The sequence below is a fragment of the Nonomuraea sp. NPDC049758 genome, assembly GCF_040674635.1.
Lineage (GTDB): Bacteria > Actinomycetota > Actinomycetes > Streptosporangiales > Streptosporangiaceae > Nonomuraea.
This window is the reverse complement of the sequence record NZ_JBFAMZ010000014.1, coordinates 150,268-167,998: the sequence shown is the minus strand read 5'-3', so window position 1 is coordinate 167,998 and position 17,731 is coordinate 150,268. Positions and strand designations below refer to the sequence as shown.

The 17,731-nt window shown below is 73.6% G+C and carries 11 protein-coding genes; 9 read left to right on the top strand and 2 right to left on the bottom strand.

All coding sequences use genetic code 11. The annotated features are described in order from the left end of the window. Positions 1-120 precede the first annotated feature (120 nt). Together AB0J46_RS32650 and AB0J46_RS32645 are read left to right on the top strand one after the other, a co-directional pair. Positions 121-1,335 carry a bifunctional glycosyltransferase family 2/GtrA family protein gene (locus AB0J46_RS32650; RefSeq protein WP_364338016.1) on the top strand — a complete coding sequence of 405 codons (1,215 nt, stop codon included), beginning with the start codon at positions 121-123 and terminating at the stop codon, positions 1,333-1,335. A 146-nt stretch (positions 1,336-1,481) separates the two neighbouring features. Continuing rightward, the gene (locus tag AB0J46_RS32645) at positions 1,482-3,305 is read left to right on the top strand and encodes a glycosyltransferase family 39 protein (protein WP_364338015.1); all 1,824 of its coding nucleotides are present in this window, start codon (positions 1,482-1,484) and stop codon (positions 3,303-3,305) included. 22 nt (positions 3,306-3,327) lie between these two features. Here AB0J46_RS32645 and AB0J46_RS32640 read toward each other — a convergent pair whose 3' ends face one another. Together AB0J46_RS32640 and AB0J46_RS32635 are read right to left on the bottom strand one after the other, a co-directional pair. Next, complete coding sequence (locus tag AB0J46_RS32640; protein ID WP_364338014.1) at positions 3,328-3,939, bottom strand: tetratricopeptide repeat protein; 612 nt, start codon at positions 3,937-3,939, stop codon at positions 3,328-3,330. 8 nt (positions 3,940-3,947) lie between these two features. Continuing rightward, on the bottom strand, positions 3,948-6,833 hold the full coding sequence (locus AB0J46_RS32635) for an AAA family ATPase (protein ID WP_364338013.1): 2,886 nt from the start codon (positions 6,831-6,833) through the stop codon (positions 3,948-3,950). A gap of 285 nt (positions 6,834-7,118) precedes the next feature. On the opposite strand from AB0J46_RS32635, the gene AB0J46_RS32630 reads away from it, so the two are divergent. The 7 genes from AB0J46_RS32630 (at position 7,119) to AB0J46_RS32600 (ending at position 17,730) form a co-directional block, all read left to right on the top strand. After that, positions 7,119-9,401: a TOMM precursor leader peptide-binding protein gene (locus AB0J46_RS32630; protein ID WP_364338012.1), complete on the top strand. Its 2,283-nt coding sequence runs from the start codon at positions 7,119-7,121 to the stop codon at positions 9,399-9,401. 40 nt (positions 9,402-9,441) lie between these two features. Further along, positions 9,442-10,800 (top strand): SagB family peptide dehydrogenase, encoded by a 1,359-nt coding sequence (locus AB0J46_RS32625; RefSeq protein ID WP_364338011.1) that lies wholly within the window; start codon positions 9,442-9,444, stop codon positions 10,798-10,800. 52 nt (positions 10,801-10,852) lie between these two features. Next, on the top strand, positions 10,853-11,665 hold the full coding sequence (locus AB0J46_RS32620; protein WP_364338010.1) for an HlyD family efflux transporter periplasmic adaptor subunit: 813 nt from the start codon (positions 10,853-10,855) through the stop codon (positions 11,663-11,665). 39 nt (positions 11,666-11,704) lie between these two features. Continuing rightward, a complete protein-coding gene (locus AB0J46_RS32615) occupies positions 11,705-14,026 on the top strand; it encodes an NHLP family bacteriocin export ABC transporter peptidase/permease/ATPase subunit (protein ID WP_364338009.1) in 2,322 nt (773 codons plus the stop codon). Positions 14,027-14,042: 16 nt separating this feature from the next. Further along, positions 14,043-16,970 (top strand): NHLP bacteriocin export ABC transporter permease/ATPase subunit, encoded by a 2,928-nt coding sequence (locus tag AB0J46_RS32610; RefSeq protein WP_364338008.1) that lies wholly within the window; start codon positions 14,043-14,045, stop codon positions 16,968-16,970. 19 nt (positions 16,971-16,989) lie between these two features. After that, positions 16,990-17,316: a YciI family protein gene (locus AB0J46_RS32605; RefSeq protein WP_364338007.1), complete on the top strand. Its 327-nt coding sequence runs from the start codon at positions 16,990-16,992 to the stop codon at positions 17,314-17,316. 69 nt (positions 17,317-17,385) lie between these two features. Next, the gene (locus AB0J46_RS32600) at positions 17,386-17,730 is read left to right on the top strand and encodes a YciI family protein (RefSeq protein WP_352356825.1); all 345 of its coding nucleotides are present in this window, start codon (positions 17,386-17,388) and stop codon (positions 17,728-17,730) included. Position 17,731: the final 1 nt, after the last annotated feature.

Here is a 17,731-nt window from a genome sequence, read left to right as displayed (position 1 = left end):
CTGAGGGGACACGGCGTCGCCTGCCCTGGGTTCGCGTGCGCCCGGCTCGGCGCAGCCGCCAGGTGATCCACTCTGCGGCCACACCCTTGAGAGGCCTTTCGAGCGAGCGAGGAGTTGGTCATGGATCGCATGGTGGAGATCGCCATTCCGGTCTACAACGAGCAACATGTGCTGGCGTGCAGCGTGCGCAGACTGCACACCTATCTGGAAGAGACGTTCCCCTACCGGTTCCGGATCACGATCGCCGACAACGCCAGCGTCGACGGGACGTGGCAGGTCGCGCAGGAGCTGGAGACCGAACTGCAAGGGGTCCGGGCAGTACGGCTGGAGCAGAAGGGCCGGGGACGGGCGCTACGGCATGTGTGGAGCCGCAGCGACGCCGACGTGGTCGCCTACATGGACGTGGATCTGTCCACCGATCTGGACGCCTTCTTCCCGCTGGTGGCGCCGCTGATCTCCGGGCACAGCGATCTGGCCATCGGGACCCGGCTGACGCGCGGGTCGGCGGTGGTGCGCGGCCCGAAACGGGAGCTGATCTCCCGGGGCTACAACGTGTTGTTGCGCACGACGCTGGCGGCCCGCTTCACCGACGCCCAATGCGGTTTCAAGGCCGCGCGGACCGTGATCGCCAGGGCGTTGCTGCCGTCGGTGCAGGACGAGAAGTGGTTCTTCGACACCGAGTTGCTGCTGCTGGCCGAGTGCAACGGGCTGCGCATCCACGAGGTGCCGGTGGACTGGGTCGACGACCCCGACAGCCGCGTGGACGTCCTGCGAACCGCGCTGGATGACGTGAAGGGCATGGCCCGGGTGGCGCGGCGCATGCTGACCGGCGCGTTCGACGCCCCGGTGGAGAGCCGGCCGCGGCCGCGGCTGCCGGCGGGGATGGCCCGGCAACTGCCGACTTTCGCGATCATCGGGGTGTTCAGCACGATCGCTCAGCTGGTGCTGTTCGTGCTGCTGCGCATGGTGACGGGGCCGCTGTGGGCGAACGCGGTCTCGCTGTTGATCACCACTGTCGGCAACACCGCCGCCAACCGCCGGTTCACCTTCGGGGTGACGGGCCGGGAACGGGCGTTCAGGCAGCAGCTGGAGGGCGGTCTGGCGTTCCTGCTCGGACTCGTGCTGAGCTCCGGCTGCCTGGCCCTGCTGCACGCACTGGCGCCCGGGGCGCCACGGGCCGTCGAGGTCGCCGCGCTGGTGACCGCCAACGGGGTCGCGACGCTGGTGCGGTTCCTGCTGATGCGCACCTGGATCTTCCATCCACGGCGCCTGGGATGCCGGTCGGCCCCGGCCGATCCGACCGTCGGCACGGCCCGGAAGGACGAGGTCGCATGACCGTCGGCGTGCGTCGTTCACTGACGTCCTCTAATCCGCCGGGCCCGTCTGACGGGCCCCGCTCGCATGCCGCTCGGGGGTGGCTGCGCCGGCTGGCCTTGGGCGGGCCTGAAGATCCGCGCTGGTCGCGTCCGGCGCTCTGGGGCGTGCTGTCGGCGGCTTTCGTGCTGTACGCGTGGAACCTGTGGTCGGCCGGCTACGCCAACTCCTACTACTCGGCGGCGGTCAAGAGCGGCACCGGGAGCTGGAAGGCGTTCTTCTTCGGGGCCCTGGACTCGGAGTCGTTCATCACCGTGGACAAGCCTCCGATGGCGCTGTGGGCGATGGGCCTGCTCGCCCGCGTCCTGGGGTTCGGGACGTGGAGCCTGATGTTGCCGCAGGTGCTGGCCGGGGTGGCCGCCGTCGCGGTGCTGCACGCCACGGTACGGCGCGCGGCCGGGTTTCCGGCGGCGCTGATCGCTGCCGGGGTGCTGGCGCTGACCCCGATCACGGTGGCCATCAACCGCGACAACAATCCCGACACGCTGCTGGTTCTGTGGCTGGTGCTGGCCGCGTGGTCGTGTCAGCGCGCGATCGGGTCGGGACGCCTGCGCTGGCTGCTGGCCTCGGCCGCGTTCGTGGGGTGCGGGTTCAACACCAAGATGCTGCAGGCGTTCGTGGTCGTCCCGGCGCTGGCGCTGGCCTATTTCGTGGCGGCCCGGCCGGGCGTGCTGCGCCGGGTGCGGGATCTGCTGGCGGCGGGTGCGGTGCTGGTGGTGTCGAGTTCCTGGTGGATGGTGGTGGTCGACCTGACCCCGTCCGGGAGTCGTCCGTTCGTCGGAGGCAGCATCGACGGCACCGTGCGTGACCTCGTCATCGGCTTCAACGGCCTGGGCCGGATCTTCGGCCTGGAGACGCCCGGCGGCGGCCGTGGCGGCGGGGGTTTCGGCGGCGCCCCGGGCGCGGGACGCATGTTCAACGACATGGTCGGCGGTCAGATCTCCTGGCTGCTGCCGTTCGCCATGCTCGCGCTGATCGCGGGGGTCGTGCTGCTGTGGAAGCGGTCGCGCACCGACCTGGCCCGGGCCGGGCTGGTGCTGTGGGGCGGCTGGCTGGCGATGTACTGCGCGGCGTTCAGCTTCGCCAAGGGCGTGTTCCACCCGTACTACACCACGTCGCTGGCCCCCGCGATCGCCGTACTGGCCGGAGTGGGCGGGGTGTTGTTGTACGAGGCGTACCGGGGGCCGGTCCGGTGGTCGTGGGTGCTGCCCGTGGGCGTCGCGGTCACAGGGGCGTGGTCGTTCGCGCTGCTGAACCGGACGCCCGACTGGAATCCATGGCTGCGCTGGGTGATCGTGGCGGCGACCGTGCTGGCGGTGCTCGCGCTGGTGGCCGCGCGGCTGCCGTGGGCGCCGGGCCACGGCATCGTCGTCGCGTCGATGGCGTTCACGCTGGTCGCGGCCCTGGCAGGTCCGGGGGCGTACGCGGCGGTGACCGCGTTCGGCGGCGGCAACACCAGCGGCAACGCGCTGGCAGGGCCGTACGCGGCGCAGGCCCAGAACGGTCTGGCCGGGAACGGTCAGGCGCCGCCCCAGGGGCGGGGCGGCATGCTGGTGGTCGGCGGGCCGGCCGGTGAGTTGAGCGACGACCTGGTCGGCTACCTGCTCAGGAACCGGGGCGGTGCGCGCTGGCTGGTCGCCGTGGTCAGTGCCCAGCAGGCGTCGTCGATCATCCTGTCGACCGGCGAGCCGGTGATCGCGATGGGCGGCTTCACCGGGCAGGACCCGGCGATGACGGTGGCCAGGCTGCAGGAGTACGTCCGCAGGGGCGAACTGCGCCACATCGTGATCAACGGGTCGGGTCAGAGCGGCCCCATGAGCGGCGACCCCGCCATCGCCCAATGGGTGCGGAAGAACGGCACGAGGGTTTCGGCGAGCGCGTACGGCGGCACGTCCGACGAGGGCGGCGGTGAGCTGTACCGGCTCGGCTGAGGGGGCAGGCCGAGCGGGCGGATCACGGCCAGGGGTTGGACGGCTCCTGCTCGATCGTCGTCACGCTCGCGTCCCCCGGCCGCTCCAGTGGCATACGGCGATCAGGGGTCGGGTCTTCGCCGGTGGTGGCGGCGTCGAGTGATCGCAGGGCCGCCCGGGTGCCGGCGATCAGCTCGGGGTCGCCTCCGGCCGTGCGCAGGGCCAGGGCCTCCAGGAGCACCTCGCGGGCCTCCTCCTTGCGACCCAGGTCGGCAAGGGTCTTGCCTAGGTGTTGGAGCGGGAAGCACACCATCTCGGGTGCTTCGTTCCTGGCAAGGGTGAGCATCGCGCGGCAGAGGGTCTCCGAGGCTGCCGCGTCACCTGCGTACCGATGGGCGTCGGCCAGGTTGAGCGACGCGGCGATGCGCCTGCCGGTCGTGTCCGCCAGGTCGAGCGCACGGCTGAGGCAGCGGATCGCGTCGCCGTACTCGCCCAGAACCAGCAGCCCGATCCCGAGCGCGCGCAGCGTGCCGTGATCGGCGGGGGCCCGGGCGCGGGCGGAGTCGACGAGCGTGGTGAGCAGGCCACGGTCGCGGGGGACCATCCGCTGGCGTTCGTCGTAGGTGACGAGCTGGTTGATCTCTTGGAAGAGCACGGCCGGGGTCACAGGTATTCGTGGGGGCCGGTGGGCACGGGTTCGCCGGCGGGCGGGTCGTCGTCGGACAGGCCGGTGAGGATGACGGCGAGCTCGGCGCGGGTGTGGATGCCTAGCTTGCGGTAGATGCGGGCAAGATGGGTGTCCACGGTGCGCTTGCTGATCGACAGCGTCGTGGCCACCTCCAGGTTGCTCATCCCGCGCAGCACCAGGTCGGTGACCCGGCGTTCGCCGACGGTCAGCACGTGGTCGTCCTGGCCGGGGACGAGGGCGGCGGCGCGGGCCGGGGCGGTGGCGGCGCGGTGCTTGTCGGCCAGGGCGGCCAGGCGGCCCGCGCCGCAGTCGGCGGCCAGCCGCAGCGCCAGGGCCAGCGTCTCGTGGGCCTTGCCGTCGTCGCCGGCCTGGCGCTGGGCGATGCCGAGGCGCAGCAGGGCCCTGGCGTGTTCGAGCCGGGCGCCCCGGTTGCCCAGCAGGGCGACGGCCTCGTGCAGCATGTCGAGCCGGACCCGTCCCTCGTGGGCGAGGCTGCCCGCGCTGAGCGCGCGGGCGACGACGGTGGGCGCGCCCCAGGCGCGGGCCAGCTCCAGCTCCCGTTCGGCCACCATGCGGGCCGCCGAGCGCTCCCCGGACAGGACGTAGGCCAGGATCGAGTTCGTGCCCCAGGGCACGCAGGCGGGGTTGGTGATGCCGGCGGCGGTCAGGCGGCGGCCGCACTCCAGCAGGGTCAGCAGGCCGTCGCGCGGGCGGCCTTGGGCGAGCCGGAGGCGGCCCAGGGCGTCGAGGGCCTGTCCGGAGATCATCGGGTGCCAGTCGCCGTACGGGGCGACGGACTTCAGCGCCGACTCCGCGGCCTCCAGGTCGCCGAACTCCACCAGCACCCGGGCGGCGCAGGCGGCGGCGGCCACGTGGAAGCCCTCGGCCTGGCACTCGCGCGCGCTGACGACGGCGGCCTCGGCGTCGGCCAGCCCGGCCGCCAGGCTGCCGAGCTGGTAGCGCACCTCGGCCCTGGTCAGCAGCGCCAGCGCCAGTCCGGTGCCGGAGCCGGCCTCCTGGGTCTCGCTGACCAGGCGTTCGGCCCAGTAGGAGGCCTCGTCGAGGCGGTCGCCCCACACCAGCGGCAGCACGGCGGCCGCCGGCACCGGGCCCTGGCCGTCGAGGCAGCGCCGGGTCTGGGCGAGCGTGCGCGGCAGGCTACGGCCCCGCGCGCCGGTGGCCAGGGCCAGCACGCTGAGGAACTCCCGGGCCGCCGGGCTGACCAGCGTGCCGAGGGAGCGTCCGAGCCGGCGCAGGCCGAGCCGTCCGGCCGAGCGGCCCCACAGCAGCGCCTGGGCGGCGAACACGAGCAGCAGGTCCGCGCCGCCGAACTGGGGCGCGGCGGCGGCGCTCTCGGCCGCGCCGGCGAAGACCTCGGCGGCCTCGGCGGAGTTGGCGGTGACCAGGATGTCGGCGAACGGCGCCAGCGACATCAGGGCGTGCGGGGCCATCCTGACCCGGCCGTAGGCGGTGCGCAGGTGGCGCAGGCAGGCGGGCAGGTCGCGGTGCTTCTCCACGGCGCCCAGCTCGGCGGTGACCTCCAGCACGGTGTCCTGGTCGTCGGTCTCGGCCAGCGCGCGGTGCAGGTAGCCGGTCGCGTCCTCCCACGAGTGCCTGGCGGCGGCCTCGCCGGCGGCCTCGCGCAGCACGGTGACGGTGAGCGGGTCGCCGGTCGGGCCGGCCGACATCAGGTGGCGGGCCGAGCGGCGCAGCGGCGCGCCCAGCCGGTACAGCAGCGACGCGGTACGGCGGTGCAGCCGGTCGCGCTCGCCCGGGTCCATCCCGGCCAGCACGGCCTGCTGGATGCCCGGATGGGCGAAGCGGTCGGGCGGCGTGCCGGTGACCAGCCCGGCGCGGCGCAGCGTCTCCCCCGCCGCCCTGGCGGTGTCCTGGCCGTGCCCGGCGATCATGGAGGCGACCTCCATGCCGTCCTCGGGCGCGACGATGGCCAGGCTGCGCAGCAGGTCGACGCCCGCGGCGTCCACGCCGGAGCCGCTGCCGGACAACCAGCCGAGCGCGGTCTCGGTCAGCGCCAGCGCGCCGATCTCCAGCACCCGGGGCAGCTCGGCGCGCACCGGGCGCACGCCGGACCGGCCGAGCCGCCCGGCCAGCTCCCGCAGCAGCAGCGGGTTGCCCTGGGTGAGCCGGTGGCAGGCGGCGGCGACCTCCTCGCCGATCTCGTCCCCGGTCTCCTTTCCGCCGCCGAGCACGGACTCCATGAGCCGGGCGGCGCACTGGGCGCACAGGGGCGCGGGCCGCAGCAGCCGCGTGTACGGCAGCGCCGCCAGGTCCCTGACCAGGTCGTCGGGGCCGCCGGAGTCGGCGGTGGTGTCGGCGGTGGTGAGGACCATCGCGATGGGCAGGCCGTCGAGCCGCCGGGCGATGTAGGAGCACCACTGGGAGGACTGCGGATCGGTGTGGTGCACGTCGTCGACGGCGATGATCAGCGGCCGGTCGCCGGTGAAGGACCGGGTGGCCCGGTAGAGGCCGTGCAGCAGGTCGGGGGTGACGGGATGGCCCCGGTCGAGCCCCCCGCCCAGGTCCCCGCCGCCCAGGTCGGGCCCGACGACGGAGCTCCCGCCGGACGGCGGCGCGCGCCCGGCGGTCATGAGCGGTTCGAAGAGCTGGCGGACCACGCCGAACGGGTGGTCGCGCTCGGTGGGATGGCCCCGGGCCATCAGCAGCAGCGCCCCCACCTCGCCCCTGGCCGCCAGCGCGGCGTTGAGCAAGGTCGTCTTGCCCATGCCCCGGGACCCCTGGATCAGCAGGACGGAGGGGCCGCCGGCACGGACCCTCGACAGCGCCTCCCGCATCGCGGCGGTCTCGACGTCACGGTGTAGCAGCGGCTGTCCCGAAGACATCGCCACTCCCCACAGTTCGGCCCCCCTGAAACTGTCCACCAGGATCATGCCGCCTCAGGCGGGCGGGCTGTCAATACCTAGGCGCACGAATCCGACTAATCCGGACTATTGGCACCAGGTTCAACAGCCGGCCCACGCCGGGGCGCATGCGCATTCCTGACGGACCAATACGTATTTTCCCCCGTCGTACCGATGAAATGCGTACGCCGGAATTACGTCTTTACACCGGATCCGGCCCGATGCGACTCTGCGATCAACCGATATGGACCCGATACGGGGAGGGTCATGGACCGCCCACGTCTCAAGGCGCACTTCACACCCCAGGTGATCGACGGGTCGAAGGTGTTTCTCCTGGCCGAGGGGCAGCACTACCTCGTCCAGTCGGCGGGGGCCGGGAAACTCCTTCCCTACCTGGACGGACGGCGTACCGTCGCGGAGATCGCGAGCGCGCTGAGCGACGAAGTGCCGCTGCCGCAGACGCTCATCGCCATTCGCAAATTCGCCGCATTCGGCCATCTCGCCAATGGCCGCCCGGATTGGCCGGACAGCACCCTGGCATTCTGGGACGCGCAGGGAATTGACCCGGTCCACGCCCACGACGCGCTCTCCCACGCCGAATTCACCGTCGTGGCCTGCGCGGGGGCCGACGCCGCGCCGCTGCTCCCGGTGCTGCGCGAGCACGGATTACGTATGCGTACGGCCAGCGTGGAGGAGGCGGCCGCCGAGCCCGGAGGGACGATGTCGGTCGTCGTGGCCGGCGACTACCTCGACCCGGCGCTCGACCGGCTCAACGCCGCCTACCTGGCCGCCGGGCACCCGTGGGCGCTGGTGAAACCGGGCGGGATCACGCTCTGGGTCGGCCCGGTGCTGCAGCCGGGACGTACCGGCTGCTGGGCCTGCCTGGCGCAGCGGCTGGCCGGGAACCGGCAGGTCGAACGGTACCTGGCGGGCAAGCGCGGCGGCGGGGTGCCCTTCCACCCGGCGCGGGAGTCGGCGCCCGCCGGTCCGGCCGTGGCGGGCGGGCTGCTGGCCGTGGAGCTGGCGCGGATCGCCGCGGGGGCGGCCTCCTCGCGGCTGGAGGGCCGGATGACCACCGTCGACCTGCGCACGCTCGGCGTCATGGAGCACACCCTGGTCCGGCTGCCGCAGTGCCCGGCCTGCGGCGATCCCACGCTGATCAGCCAGCGCAGCCCCAAGGTCGCGCTGTCGGCGCGCAGCGCCCGGCACGTCACCGACGGCGGCTACCGCATCGAGCCGCCCGCGCGTACGTACGCCCGGCTGGAGAAGCACATCAGCCCGCTGATCGGCGCGGTCACCCGGCTGCACACCTTCGCCGAGCAGGACAACGGCGTCACCTACAGCTTCACCGCGGGCCACAACTTCGCCATGATCGGCGACAACATGGACCTGCTGCGGCGCAACCTGCGGGGGCAGAGCGGCGGCAAGGGCCGGACCGAGGTGCAGGCCAGGGTGAGCGCGCTGTGCGAGGCCATCGAGCGCTACTCGGGGGTCTGGCGCGGCGAGGAGCCGGTCACCGAGGCCGCCTACGCCGACCTCGACCCGGCGGTGGCCGTCCACCCGGAGTCGCTGCTGCACTTCTCCGACGCCCAGTACGCCGGCCGCGAGGAGTGGAACAAGGACCCCGCGCACCGGCTGCACCTGGTGCCCGAGCGGTTCCGCACGGACCTGCCGGTCGACTGGTCGCCCGCCTGGTCCCTGACCGAGGAGCGGGAGCGGCTGGTGCCCTCCGGCTACGCCTGGTACGGCCACCCCGACCTGGAGCGCCACTTCTACTGCGTGGGCGACTCCAACGGCAACGCCTCGGGCAACTCGATCGAGGAGGCCGTCCTGCAGGGCTTCTGCGAGCTGGTCGAGCGCGACGCGGTGGCCCTGTGGTGGTACAACCGGGCCCGGCGGCCGGCCTTCGACCTGGACTCGCTGCGCGACCCGTACGTCGACACCGTGCGCGAGTTCTACCGCGGCATGGACCGCGACCTGTGGCTGCTGGACATCACGACCGACCTCGGCATCCCGGCGTTCGTCGGGGTCTCGCACCGGCTGGGGCACCCGGTGGAGGACGTCATCGTCGGGTTCGGCGCGCACCTCGACCCGCGGATCGCCGCCATCAGGACGCTGACCGAGGTCAACCAGTTCCTGCCCTCGGTGGAGCGGCGCGACGAGCACGGCGAGACGCTCTACCTCGACGACGACGTCGCCACGCTGGCCTGGTGGAAGGAGACCAAGCTGGCCGAGGAGCCGTGGCTGGTGCCCGACCCCGCCGCGCGTCCCCGCACCCTGGCCGACTACGCCCGCTCGGACGGCGGCGACCTGGCCGGTGACGTGCAGACCTGCGTGGCCAGGGCCGCCGCGGCCGGGATCGAGGTCATCGCGCTCGACCAGAGCCGCCCGGACCTCGAGCTCAGCGTGGTCCGGGTGATCGCGCCCGGCATGCGGCACTTCTGGCGGCGGCTCGGCCCCGGCCGGCTGTACGACGTGCCGGTCTCGCTCGGCTGGATCCCCGAGCCCCGCGCCGAGGACGAGCTCAACCCGACCAGCGTCTTCTTCTGACCGGTTCGCGAGGCCCCTGCGTGACGGAGAGGAGCGGGCCATGGACGAGACCAAGCTGCGGCTGCGGCGGGACGCGGAGCTGACCGAGGCGGACGGGCAGGTGCGCATCTCCGCGCCGGCCGGCTCGCTCGGCCTGCGCGGGCTCGACGCCGGGACCACGGCCGCCCTGCGGATCCTGGCCGGCGGCGACGCCGGCGAGACCGCCCTGGCGGCGACGGTGGGCGAGGCCGGGCTGCTGCGCTGGAACCTGCTGGTACGCCGCCTGTCCGGAGCCGGCCTGCTGGAGTACGCCGCGGCGGGGGCCCGGCTGCGCCCGGTCGGCGCCGGGAGCGTGGAGCCCGCGCCCGCGCCGGCGGCGGACACGCCGATCAGGCTGTCGCGCTTCGCCGTCGTCACCGCCGGGGAGGGCGTGCTGACCGTGCGCTCCCCGCGCAGCCCGGCGGTGGTCGAGCTGTCGCCGGCCGCCTGCGGGCTGCTCGGCGCGCTGGCGTCCTGGACGACCCCGGCGGACCTGACGGACGGCGGCCGGGAGGGGAACCAGGGGTGGGGGCAGGCGCTGCGGTTCCTGGCGGCGGCGGGCGTGCTGGCCACCGGCCCCGAGGACGACGACCTGCGCCAGGCCCAGTGGCACCCGCGCGACCTGTGGCTGCACGCCCACAGCCGCGGCCCGCGCTGGACCGGCCGCTACGGCGGCACGTACGCCTTCACCCCCCGCTTCGACCCGGTGCCCGCCGATCCCCCGCCGTTCACCGGCGAGCGGATCGAGCTGCCCCGCCCCGACCTGGAGCTGCTGGCCAAGACCGACCCCAGTCTGACCGACACGCTGGAACGCCGCCGCTCCCTGCGCGAGCACGACCCGGCCGCGCCCATCACGCTGGCCCAGCTCGGCGAGCTGCTCTACCGGACGATGCGGCGGCGGGCCGTGTTCACCTCGCCGGACGGCCAGGAGCTGGCCGACCGGCCCTACCCCTCCGGCGGCTCGGTGCACGAGCTGGAGGTCTATCCGCTGATCGTGTCCTGCCAGGGGGCCGAGCCGGGGCTGTGGCACTACGACACCGCCGGGCACGCCCTGGAGCTGGTCTCGCCGCCCACGCCCGCCGTGCGGGCGCTGGTCGAGCGGGCCAGGTCGGCGGCCCAGCTCACCGGCGACCCGCAGGTGGTGCTGACCGTCACCGCCCGCTTCGGCCGGGTGATGTGGAAGTACGAGACGATCGGCTACTCGCTGGTCCTCAAGCACGTGGGCGTGCTCTACCAGACGCTCTACCTGGCCGGCACGGCCATGGACCTGGCCGTGTGCGCGCTGGGCGGCGGGGACGCCGCCGACTTCGCGCTGGCCAGCGGCCTGGACTACCTGACCGAGGGCAGCGTCGGCGAGCTGATCGTCGGCAGCCGGCGGTGACGCACATGACGGCACGACGGCGGCCCGACGGCCGCTTCCAGGGGACGGCGTGATGAAGTTCCGGTTCAAGGCGTTGCAGCGCATGCGGGAGCCCGACGAGCTGGACTCGCCGACGCTGCTGGCCTCCCCGCGCGGGTGGATCGCCACGTTCGTGGTGCTGATCATCGTGGTGGCCGCGGGGGTGTGGTTCTTCGCCGGGCGGCTGCCGGTCACGGTGCCCGCGGTGGGGCTGCTGACCCATCCCGGCGGCACGGCGCGGCTGCAGAGCCCGTACGGCGGGACGGTGCGCTCGATGCTCGTCCAGCCGGCCGAGGCGGTGCGGGAGGGCCAGGCGGTGGCGGTCATCGCCGCCGACGGCGGGTCGGAGCAGGTGGTGCGCAGCCCGTTCAGCGGGCGGGTGGTCGCCGGCTCCGCCGTGCCGGGGCACGTGGTCAGGGAGGGCGAGGAGCTGCTGCTCATCGAGCGTACGGACGCGCCGGGCGACCGGCTGGTGGCGATGTTGTTCGTGCCGGTCGACCGGGCGATGGGCGTGGTGCCGGGCAAGCCGGTCGATCTGTCGGTCTCCTCGGCGCCGCCCGGCGCGTACGGGCTGCTGCGCGGCCGGGTCGCGTCGGTCAGCGCCTACCCCGTGATGACCGAGCAGGCCGCCGACCTGGTGGGCGGCGAGGACCCGGCGCGCGGCTACCTGCGGAACACGCCGTCCAGGCTGGTGATCGTGGACCTGGTGCGCGATGCCGGCACGCCGTCCGGCTACGCCTGGTCGACCAGGAAGGGGCCGCCGGTGGGCCTGCAGTCGCAGGTCTCCGTCAGCGGCGCGATCGGGCTGGGCAGCCAGACGCTGTTCGACCTGCTGCTCGGGCGCTGAGGTGGACCGCGTGAACACCGCCGCCCGGCCGAAGGAGGGATGCGTGACCACGACCAGCGCCCCCGGGAGGGACGTGTGACCACCACCGGCGTCCCCGAGCAGGGGCATGCGGACCAGGCCCCCGCGCAGCCCGCCGCGCCCGCTCCCCCGGCGGCCCCCGTACGGCGGCGGCGGTGGAGGTGGCGGCGGCGCACGCCGACGGTGATCCAGATGGAGGCCGTGGAGTGCGGGGCCGCCTCGCTGGCGATGGTCCTCGGCTACCACGGCAAGTTCGTGCCGCTGGAGGAGCTCCGCTCGGCCTGCGGCGTCTCCCGCGACGGCGCCAAGGCCTCCAGCGTGGTGGCCGCCGCCCGCCGCTACGGGCTGATCGCCAGGGGCTTCCAGATGGAGGCCGAGGACCTGCGCTCGCTGACCGAGCCGGCCATCGTGTTCTGGGCGTTCCAGCACTTCATGGTCCTGGAGGGGGTGCGCAGCCGGTTCGGCAGGAAGGCCGTCGCGGTCAACGACCCGGCGGGCGGCCCCCGGATGATCGACTGGGACGACTTCGACTCCGGCTTCACCGGCGTGGTCCTGACGTTCGAGCCGGGTCCTGACTTCCGGCCCGGCGGCCGGCCCACCCGGGTCGGGCAGGCCCTGCTGGCCCGGCGGATGCCGTCGGGCCGCGCGCTCCCGCTGGTGCTGCTGGCCAGCCTGCTGCTGGTCGTGCCGGGCATCATCGGGCCGGCGTTCAGCCGGGTGTTCATCGACCGGATCCTGACCGGGCGCGACCCGGGCTACCTGGTGCCGCTGCTGTTCGCGATGGGGGTCACCGCGGTCGTGGTGTTCGTGCTGACCTCGGTGCAGCGGCACTACCTGCTGCGGCTGGAGATCCGGCTCGGCCTGGTCAGCTCGGCCCGGTTCTTCCGCCATCTGCTGCGGCTGCCGGTGGAGTTCTTCCTCCAGCGCCGTCCGGCCGAGGTGGCCAAGCGGGTGCAGGCCAACGACGGCGTGGCCGAGATCCTCTCCCGGGACCTGGCCGTCACGCTGGTGAACCTCGTCCTGGTGCTGTTCTACGCGGCCGTGCTCATCCGCTACGACGTGCTGCTCGGGCTGGTCGGGGTGTCGATGGCGCTGCTGAACATCCTGGTGCTGCGCCAGGTGTCGCGGGCGCGGACGGACGCGGTGGCGGCGCTGCGGGCCGACCTGGGGAACCTGACCTCCACCACGTTCAACACGCTGCAGCTCGTGGAGACCGTCAAGGCGACGGGGGCCGAGCCGACGGCGTTCCAGCGCTGGGCCGGGTTCCTGGCCAAGGCGGTCACCGCCAAGCAGCGGCTGGGCGTGGCCACGGCGACGCTGACCGTCGTGCCGCCGCTGCTGGCCGGGATCAACAGCGGGCTGATCCTGCTGATCGGCGGGCTGCGGGTGGTGGACGGGGTGATCAGCGTCGGCATGCTGGTGGCGTTCCAGACGCTGCTCAACGCCCTGTCCAGGCCGGTCACCCAGCTCACCAACCTGGGCGGCCAGCTGCAGGACATCTCGGCCGACATCTGCCGCCTGTACGACGTCGAGAAGTACCCGATGGCCAGGACGTTCGAGCGGGCCGCCGCCGGCGGGGAGCAGGCCGACCCCGGCGGGCGCCTGGACGGGCGGCTGGAGTTCGCCGACGTGACCTTCGGCTACAACGCGCTCGCCGCCCCCGTCATCAGGAACCTGTCGTTCACCGTGGTGCCGGGCCGCCGGGTGGCGATCGTCGGCAACTCCGGCAGCGGCAAGTCCACCGCCGGCAAGCTGGCCGCCGGCCTGTACGCGCCGACCTCCGGCCAGGTGCTGCTGGACGACCGGCCGCGCGACGACCTGCCGCGGGCCGTCGTGGCCTCCTCCGTCGCCTACGTGGACCAGGACATCACCCTGTTCGAGGGCACCGTGCGCGACAACCTGACACTGTGGAGCGACGACGTGCCCGACGAGGTGGCGGTCTCGGCGCTGCGCGACGCGGCGCTGTTCGACCTGATCGCCGCCCGGCCCGGCGGCCTCAACAGCCGGGTGCTGGAGGGCGGCAGGAACCTCAGCGGCGGCCAGCGGCAGCGGCTGGAGCTGGCGCGCGCCCTGTCGATCCAGCCCACGCTGCTGATCCTGGACGAGGCGACCAGCGCCCTGGACCCGGAGACCGAGCGGACCATCGCCGACAACCTGCGCCGGCGCGGCTGCGGCTGTCTGATCATCGCGCACCGGCTGTCCACCGTGCGCGACGCCGACGAGATCATCGTGCTCGACCGCGGCGAGGTGGTCGAACGCGGCAGGCACGCCGAGCTGCTGGCGCTCGACGGCCACTACGCCGAGCTGCTCAGAAGCTCGCGCAAGAACGGCGACGGCGGATGACACGGAGGATGACGCAGTGCTGAAGGTGGCCGGTTTCTCCCCGTTCTTCACCGACGCCGCCACGCCGGTGGACTACTCGGCGGAGAACCTGTTCGTGGTGTCGGGCGTGCGCGAGGTGCTGCTGGTGGAGGAGGGCGCGGTCGACCTGTTCGCGGTGCGGCTGGAGGGCGGCCGTCCGGTCGGCCGGTGGCACTACCTGTGCCGGGTCCGGCAGGGCACGCTGCTGCCGGGCTCGCCCAAGGGGCCCAGGCACGGCATCGTGGGCCGTCCGGTGCTCGGCACCCGCGTGTCGCGCCTGCCGCTGGCCAGGCTGGGCGAGCTGTCGGGCACCAACCGGTCGGCGACGATGTCCACCGCCGAGTACGGGCTGGCCGTCCGGCAGTTCGTCCGCGGGCTGGAGGCGGGGATGATCGCGCTGGCCACCGCCCTGCGCGACGCGCTGCCGCCACGCGAGTTCGTCCCGCTGCTGCCCGACGCGGTGACCGAGCTGCCCGCCGGGCGCGCCGCCCGGTCGGTGGACGGCGTGCGGTGGATGACCGTCGAGGCGGGCGCGGTCGAGATGCCCGACGGGGTGGCCGGCGTGCTGACCGCGGGCGCCGAGCTGGCGGTGACCGAGCGGGACTGGCTGGTCGCCGACGCGCCCGCCCGGCTGCGCGCCCGTTCGACCTGGCAGTTGCTGGCCGACGAGACGATCTGGGCCCGCTGGGTCGAGCACGCCATCCGGTTCCTCTACACCGTGGACCGCCGGGTCGAGCGGCGGCGGGCCCAGGAGCTGGAGGCGTTGCGGCGGCGCAAGGAACGCGAGGCCGGCACGACCCGGGCGGCCCGCCGCGGCTTCGACACGCTGGTCCGCGACACCGAGGCCAAGGTGCGCCTGGCCGACGTCACCGCCGACCCGCCGGCGCTGGCCGCGGCCAGGCTGGTGGCCTCGCACGGCGGGTTCACCGTGACCGCGCCGCCGCCCGGCCAGGCCCGGGGGGCCGATCCGCTGCAGGCCGTCGCGCTGGCCTCCGGGGTGCGCACGCGCTCGGTCCGGCTGGACGACGGCTGGTGGAAACATGACATCGGGCCCATGGTGGGCTACCGGTCCGACGACGGGACGCCGGTGGCCCTGCTGCCGATCGGCTCGCGGTACGTGGTGGCCCAGCCGGGCCACAGCCGGGTCACGCCGATCACCAAGGCGGTGGCCACCACGCTGAGCGCCAAGGCCGAGGTGCTGTACCAGCCGCTGCCGCGCGAGGTGCGGACCGTGGCCGGGCTGCTGCGCTTCGGCCTGGCCCGCAACGGCCGCGACCTGTGGGTGCTGGCCTCCCTGGGCACGCTGGTGGCGGTCATCGGCCTGCTGGTGCCCGCGATGACCGGGCTGGTGCTGGGGACCTTCGTGCAGCGGGCCGAGCGCGACCTCATCGTGCAGGGCGCGGCGCTGGTGATCGGCGGCGCGCTGGTGGCGGGGGCGCTGTCGATCGTGCAGAACGTCGCGGCCCTGCGCATCGAGGGCCGTTCGTCGGCCCGGGTGCAGGCGGGCGCGTGGACCCGGCTGCTGTCGCTGCCCGTCACGTTCTTCGGCCGGTACTCCACCGGCGAGCTGGGCACGACCGTGCTGGGCGTGAGCGCGGCGCAGGAGACGCTGTCGGGCGTGATGACGACGGCGACGCTCGGGCTGTTCGGCGGGCTGGCCAACCTGGCGCTGGTGTACTTCTACGACGTCGGCCTGGCGCTGCTGGCGACCCTGCTGGTGCTGGCCGGCGTGCTGGTGTGCGCGGTCGCCGGCTTCTTCGAGGTGCGCCTGCAACGCCGCCTGTACGAGCAGGAGCAGCGGCTGTCCTCGCGGGTGTTCCAGCTGCTGTCGGCGGTGCCCAAGCTGCGCGTGGCGGCCGCGGAGGACCAGGCGTTCGGCGTGTGGACGCGTGACTTCATGGCCACCAGGACCACCTCGGCCGCGGCCCGGCGGCTGCAGAACGTGGTGACCACCTTCAACGCCGGGTTCCCGCTGGTCTGCTCGGTCGTGATCTTCGCCGTGGCCGCCGGGCCGCTGCGCGGGCAGCTCCCGATCAGCGCGTTCCTGGCCTTCTTCGCCGCGTTCAGCCTGCTCATCGCCTCGGTGTTGCAGTTCACCGGGGCGGCCATCACGGCCATGGGCGTCGTGCCGATGCTGGAGAAGCTGGCGCCGGTGCTGGAGGCCGAGCCGGAGGACCACGCGGGCAAGGCCGATCCCGGCGACCTGTCGGGCCGCGTCAGCCTGTCGCGGGTGTCCTTCCGCTACGGCGAGGACGGCCCCGCGGTGCTCACCGACATCGACCTGTCGATCGAGCCCGGCGAGTTCGTCGCGATCGTGGGCCCGACCGGCAGCGGGAAGTCCACGATCCTGCGCCTGCTGCTCGGCTTCGAGCAGCCCGACGTCGGCTCGGTCCTGTACGACGGCCAGGACCTGGGCGAGCTGGACCTCGGCGCGGTGCGCCGGCAGTGCGGCGTGGTGCTGCAGAACGGCGCGCTGCTGGCCGGCGACATCAGGCAGAACATCGTCGGCAGCACGAACCACACCATCGACGACGCCTGGGAGGCGGCGGCGATGGCCGGCATCGCCGACGACATCACGGCCATGCCGATGGGCATGCACACCGTCCTGTCGGAGGGCACGAACACGCTCTCCGGCGGTCAGCGGCAGCGCATCATGATCGCCAGGGCGCTGGTCTCGCGGCCCCGCATCGTCTTCTTCGACGAGGCGACCAGCGCCCTGGACAACCCCGCCCAGAACGTCATCGCCGAGAGCACCCGGCGGCTCAACGCCACGCGCGTGGTCATCGCCCACCGGCTGTCCACCGTCCGGGACGCCGACAAGATCCTGGTGCTCGACGGCGGGCGCATCGTCCAGCAGGGCACCTACGACGAGCTGCTCACCGAGGAGCAGGGGCTGTTCGCGCGGCTGGCGCGGCGGCAGATGTGAGCGCACGGGAGGAGCCGTCATGGAGTTCGCGCTGCTGATCCACGGGCCGGAACGGGCCTGGGCCGAGCTGTCCGAACAGGACCGCGCCGCGCTGTTCGGCGCCTACCTCGACTTCGGGCGGGAGCTGCGGGAGGCCGGCGTCACGGTGCTGTTCGGCGCGCGGCTGGCCCGCCCGGACGCGGCCGAGGGGGAGCCGCGCGAGGACGGCCGTCCGGAGCTGGGCGGCATGTGGATCCTCGACCTGCCGTCGGAGGAGGCGGCGCTGGAGTGGGCCGGGCGCCTGCCGTCCGGGCCGGGCGACCGGGTCGAGTTACGGCGCTGCGACCGTGGAAGGATGTCACGATAGTGCCAACCGGGGCTCTGCCCGCGCCCCACCACGCCTTTGGGGCAGAACCCACAGGGAGGTAGACGACTCATGGACTTCGTGCTGCTGATCCACGGCGACGAGATGCTCTGGGACGCCTTCAGCGAGAGCGAGCGGGAGCGGATGGCCGAGGCGCACCGCCAGTTCGGCCGGGCGATGGCGATGGCGGGGGTCAAGGTCAAGTACGGCGCGGGGCTGACCAGGTCCCGGGAGGGCAAGCTGGTCAGGCCCGACGGGCCCGCCGTCGACGGGCCGTACGCGGTCGGGCGGGAGCAGATCGGCGGCATCTGGGTCATCGAGGTCCAGTCGGCCGAGGAGGCCGAGTCGTGGGCGCGCAAGATGCCCTACGCGCCCGGTGACATCGTCGAGGTGCGCCCCTGCGACCCGGCCTCCTGAA